This window comes from Sphaerisporangium sp. NPDC049002, from assembly GCF_040649355.1.
In the GTDB taxonomy this organism is placed as follows: Bacteria; Actinomycetota; Actinomycetes; order Streptosporangiales; family Streptosporangiaceae; genus Sphaerisporangium.
The window spans coordinates 1-4665 of record NZ_JBEZFH010000349.1 but is presented as its reverse complement, the minus strand read 5'-3'; the positions used below and the strand labels follow the sequence as shown (position 1 = coordinate 4665).

Here is a 4665-nt window from a genome sequence, read left to right as displayed (position 1 = left end):
AGCAGTCGACCACACCGGGAAAAGGCGGGTCGCCGTGGGGGCGGAGAACAGGTGTGCTAATCGAGCCCGGGCAGGGTGGCCAGCCATGCGCGCCCGGCGCGCAGCGCCTCCTCCAGGGGCGTGGGGGCCGGATGCCACTTGTGCTCCCACTCCAGGCTCACCCACCCACCGTAACCGGCGTCACGCAGGGTGGTGAGCACCGGCCCCAGCGGCAGCATGCCGTCGCCGAGCGGCACCGGCGTGGGGTCCTCCGGCGAAGGCCGGTCCTTCACCTGGACGTGGGCCAGCCACGGCGCCAGCACCGCCGCCGTGTCGGCGACCGCCTCCCCGGCCAGACACGGATGGGCGACGTCCCAGATCGCCCGCACCCCCGGGCGGTCCACCACGGACAGCACACGCGCGATGTCACGGCCCCTCGGGTGGGAGTCGTGGGTCTCCAGCCAGATCTCGACGCCGTTGGGCAGCCTCGGCGCCGCGGCGCGTAGCCGCCGTGCCGCCCGCTGGTCGTCGTGCCCGTCACCGAGGCCTCCGGGGAACACGCGGACCGCCCTCGCGCCGAGGTCGCGCGCCAGCTCCGCCTCCGCGAGCAGGGCGGCCACCACCTCGTCGTCCTCGACGCCGAGCTCGGCCACCTTCACGTAGGAGGCGACGCAGATCACCGTCGCGCCCGCCAGCGCGGACCGCGCCGACCTCCTGCCCTCCGGGGAGAGCCCTCGGTGGACGGGTTCGTCCGGTGCGGAACGCAGCTCCAGGCCCGGCCAGCCGGTGCGCGCCGCCATCGCGGCGACCTCGGCCAAAGGCAGTCCTGAGCAGCCCAGCGTGGAAAAGGCCAGTTTCCTCATACCGCGGACGGTACAGAAGCGAGATCCCGGCGTGTGCCGCGTTCGTAACCGGTTTTCGTGGGCAGCGGGCGCTGTGTGGTTGATCGTGAAGCCCGCAGACGCCGGCATCCCGGATCTCGCGCAGGACGGGGTGACCTCTGACGGTGCCGTGGACAGACGCTCCGTGGCCGATCACCACAACGCGGTTGAGCGGTTGTGTCGGACAGCTGGGGGGCTCACGTGCCGGCGGCCGCCGTGAGGCGGCCCGGCCGATGAGGCGCCCCCTCGCTCATAACGTCGCAGGGTCGCGACAGATGCGGGGTCGATCATGAAGGTCGTTGGAATCGCGGGGAGCCTCCTGTCGAAGGCGTACGTCCGCAGGCTGCTGGAGGCCTCGGGGCGGGAGCTGCCCGCGTCGGCGGAGTTGCAGATCTGGGACGGGCTCGACCAGGTGCCGCCCTTCGAGGAAGGCCCGCTGCCGCGCCCCGTCGACGAGCTCTGCCACGCCCTGGCGGACGCGGACGGCATGCTGATCACGGCACCGGGGCACAGCGTCCTGCCGCCCCAGCTGAGCCACGCGCTCGACTGGATGTCCTCCCAGCACGGCGGCACGGTGCTGCTGGGCAAGCCGGTCGTCGTGGTGACGTCGTGCCTGCGCCCGTACGAGTCGATGTGGACGCAGACCCAGCTGCGCCGTGCCCTCGGGGCGGCGGGAGCGGTCGTGTACGGCGCCGACGCCACCGTCTCCCCGGAACTGGGCCAGTTCGACCCCGCCGGAAGGCTCGTCGATCCCGCGTTCCGCGAGCGGCTCCGCGAGGTGCTGTCGCACCTGTCCTCGGCGTCGCTGGCCAAGTCGTCCGCGTGAGCCTGCCGCCCCCCGGGCGCGGGCGTATCCTGCCGGCCCGATCCTCTGGCTAGAATGAAATTCTAGTATTCGATGCCTGAAGGAGCCGAGGATGGACATCGCCCGGGAGCTGGAAGGGTTCGAGGTGACGTTCGACCACACGGCCGTCGCGGCGCCGCGCATCAGGGACCTGCTGCCGATCTACCTCGACCTGCTCGGGGGCGTCCACCTGGGCGGCGGCGACAACGTGGCCAACGGCTACCGGACCCTGCAGCTGGAGTACGGCAACGGGAGCAAGATCGAGCTCATGGAGCCGCTCGCCGGGTCGTCCTTCTTCGACTCCTTCTTCGAGCTCACCCGGGGCCGTGGCGGCGTCCACCACCTGAACTTCCACGTCAGCGACATCGACGCCGCCGTGGCCCGGCTGAGCGAGCGGGGCTACCGCCTGCACGCTCTCAACCTCGTCGACCCGCGCTGGCGCGAGGTCTTCCTGCATCCCAAGGAGGCGCACGGCGTCCTGGTCCAGCTCGCCCAGCGAGGTCCGAGGCCGGACGAGTCCCGGCCGTCGCTCGCGGACGTGCTGGCCGGCCGGGGCAGGCGCGGCACCGGCGTTCCGAGCCCGTGACCCCCGCCGGAGCCGGCTCGTGGAGACCCGCGGATCAGTCGCGGGAATATCGGTTGAGCGCGCGGCCTTCGCCGTCCTAAGATCCTCGACTGTGACGTTCACGTTCTTCTTCCACCTGCGCTAGCCCGCCGTCGGCGAAGCGAGGTTCGACCCGTCGTCGACGAGGCGGGGTGGCGGAGCGCTGCCCCGGGCTGACGTGGGAGAAGAACGATCACTATGCGCGTTCGCGCGTTTTTTCTCACCGCCCCGCGTCCCAGTGTCCTCGCCGTCACGTGACGGCGAGCCTGGTGGCGCGCTGCGTTCACGGGCTGGAGCCGGCGCTCGCCGCCGAGATACTCCAGCTCGGACTCGGCGTGATCACTCATCTGGGGCATCGCGAGGTTCATTTCCGCACGAGCCGATCGGAGCCGCGGGCCGTCGCGCTGCGCACCGCCGACGACGTGTTCCTGCTGGCCGCGCAGGGTGCCGACACCGGCACCGCCAGGGAGAGCGTCGAGGCGCTCGCCCGGCTCGCCGACCTCGCCGAGGCCGGCTCGCTGATGCGGCTGCGCGAGAGTCATGGAGGCCCAGGCGAGGTCACCGGCGTCGAGGTGTCGGCGTCGTTCCTGGGCAGGCGCAACTTCAACCGCTACGACGTCGAGGACGCCGTCGGGCACGCGCTGGCGCGCCGGCTGGGGCTCGGCTACCACTCGCGGCGGGCGGGGACCGCGCCCCCGCCCGGCCACAGCGGCTGGCGGGTGACCCTGGACGGCACGCGGGCCACCCTCATGCTGCGGATCGCCGGCCGGCCCCTGCACCGGCGCGAATACAAACGGTGTTCCGTGCCGGGGACCCTGCATCCTCCGCTGGCCGCCGCCATGGCGCGGATGGCCGGCATCCGTCCCGGTCACACCGTCCTGGACCCCTGCTGCGGGGCCGGAACGCTGCTGATCGAGGCCTGGTCGCAGCAGCCGGGGGCCCGTTTCCACGGCTTCGACCTGGCGTCGGAGGCGTTGCGGGCGGCGGAACGGAACGCGGCCGGGCTGCCCGTCACCATCGAACGGGGCGACGCCGGCCGTCTGCCCGTACCGGACGGCACGGTCGACCGGGTGCTGAGCAATCCCCCGTGGGGCGGCCAGGTCGCCCCCCACGGCCTGCTCGCCGCGTCCTCCTCGCACTGGTGGACGGAACTGCGTCGTGTCCTCGCGCCCGGCGGGACGGCCGTGGTGCTGCTTCCCGGCGTCGGCGACCTCCCCACGGGGATCCGGCAGCGGCTCGTCCCCGTGCACGTCCAGCGCGTGAGGGTCTCCGGCGCGGAGTCGTTCCTCGTGCAGTTGACGGCGCCGGAGGAGGGGATCGCTTCTTCGCGTAGGTGAGGACGATCGTGCCGCTGTTCGGCGTGCGGGCTCCTGTGAGCTCGGAGTACGCCGGTGAGAACCCGGTGGTGAACAGCGGCACGCCCGGCCTGAGGCGGCCGCCGCCGGCCCGAGCCACGGGACGTCCTCACTCGTACTGTCGCGGGTTCATCGCGGCCAGGGCCACGAGGAGCGGAACGGTGACGAGAAAGGCCAGGCGAAGGTCGGCCACCTGGCCGAGGGCGGCCAGGGCGGACGGCGCGAGCAGGATGGCCGTACCCGAGGCCAGCGCGCCCAGGGAGGCCGAGTGCGAGGCCCGCAGGTCCGGGGTCGCGACGAGGTCGGCGAGGGTCACGGGGTAGAGGGGAGCGACGCCGAGGCCCGCGACCGCGAGACCGGCGGCGACCGAGAGGGGTCCGTTCGTGGCGACGACCACCAGCGCCCCGGCGGCGATCGTCACCGCGCACAGGGGGACGACGCGGACGCGCTGGACCAGGCGTGGCGCGGCTATACGGCCAAGGGCCATGCCGATGGCGAACGTGCTTCCCAGCCCGGCGGCCTCGCCGGGCGTCACTCCGGTCTCCTGCAGCCGGGCCACCGCCCACACGGCGAAGCAGAACTCCACCGACACGGCCAGCGTCACACGCGTCCAGCGCCGGGCGACCTCCCGCCGCGACGCCCGTACCCCCCTCACCCCCCGCGCGCCACGCGTATGCGGGACGGAGGCGGGTGGGACCGAGGTGGGCGGTCCGGCGGGGGGCGGCCGGTGGGCGGTGGCCGGATGGGAGGTGGCCGGACGGGAGGTGGTGACCCCCGCGGCGACCAGCAGAGGAGGGACGGCGGCGAGGAGGACGAGGCGTCCGGTGGGGCCGAGGGAGTCCAGCGCGCCCAGGGCCAGGGGAGCGAGGACGCCCGCGGTGCTGGCCGCGGCGTTGACCCTGGTCAGCCGGGCCGCGACCCCGGGGCCGTCCAGCAGCGCCGGGGTCACCAGGACCAGTCCGGCGCCGCCCAGCCCGCCCCGACGCCGCGGCTCTGCTCGAC

4 protein-coding genes and 1 pseudogene are annotated in these 4665 nt (G+C 73.5%); 3 read left to right on the top strand and 2 right to left on the bottom strand.

The features are described from left to right. Positions 1 to 56: 56 nt before the first annotated feature. Entirely contained in the window at positions 57 to 842 is a 786-nt protein-coding gene (locus AB0B89_RS35100; protein ID WP_358561692.1) for a sugar phosphate isomerase/epimerase family protein, read from the bottom strand. Between the two features lie 307 nt (positions 843 to 1149). Between AB0B89_RS35100 and AB0B89_RS35095 the strand changes: the two genes are divergently transcribed. The 3 genes from AB0B89_RS35095 (at position 1150) to AB0B89_RS35085 (ending at position 3645) form a co-directional block, all read left to right on the top strand. Beyond that, positions 1150 to 1686, top strand: a complete 537-nt coding sequence (locus tag AB0B89_RS35095) for an NAD(P)H-dependent oxidoreductase (protein WP_358561689.1) — start codon at positions 1150 to 1152, stop codon at positions 1684 to 1686. A 91-nt stretch (positions 1687 to 1777) separates the two neighbouring features. Next, complete coding sequence (locus tag AB0B89_RS35090; protein WP_358561686.1) at positions 1778 to 2290, top strand: VOC family protein; 513 nt, start codon at positions 1778 to 1780, stop codon at positions 2288 to 2290. 272 nt (positions 2291 to 2562) lie between these two features. After that, complete coding sequence (locus tag AB0B89_RS35085; RefSeq protein WP_358561683.1) at positions 2563 to 3645, top strand: methyltransferase domain-containing protein; 1083 nt, start codon at positions 2563 to 2565, stop codon at positions 3643 to 3645. 127 nt (positions 3646 to 3772) lie between these two features. On the opposite strand, the pseudogene AB0B89_RS35080 reads toward AB0B89_RS35085, so the two are convergent. After that, positions 3773 to 4665: pseudogene (locus AB0B89_RS35080) on the bottom strand (hypothetical protein); the annotation flags it as partial.

Excerpts from the sequence above, each read along its gene's own strand:
- AB0B89_RS35095 (WP_358561689.1), top strand. The coding sequence starts at position 1,150 with ATGAAGGTCGTTGGAATCGCGGGGAGCCTCCTGTCGAAGGCGTACGTC.
- AB0B89_RS35090 (WP_358561686.1), top strand. The coding sequence starts at position 1,778 with ATGGACATCGCCCGGGAGCTGGAAGGGTTCGAGGTGACGTTCGACCAC.
- AB0B89_RS35100 (WP_358561692.1), bottom strand. The coding sequence starts at position 842 with ATGAGGAAACTGGCCTTTTCCACGCTGGGCTGCTCAGGACTGCCTTTG.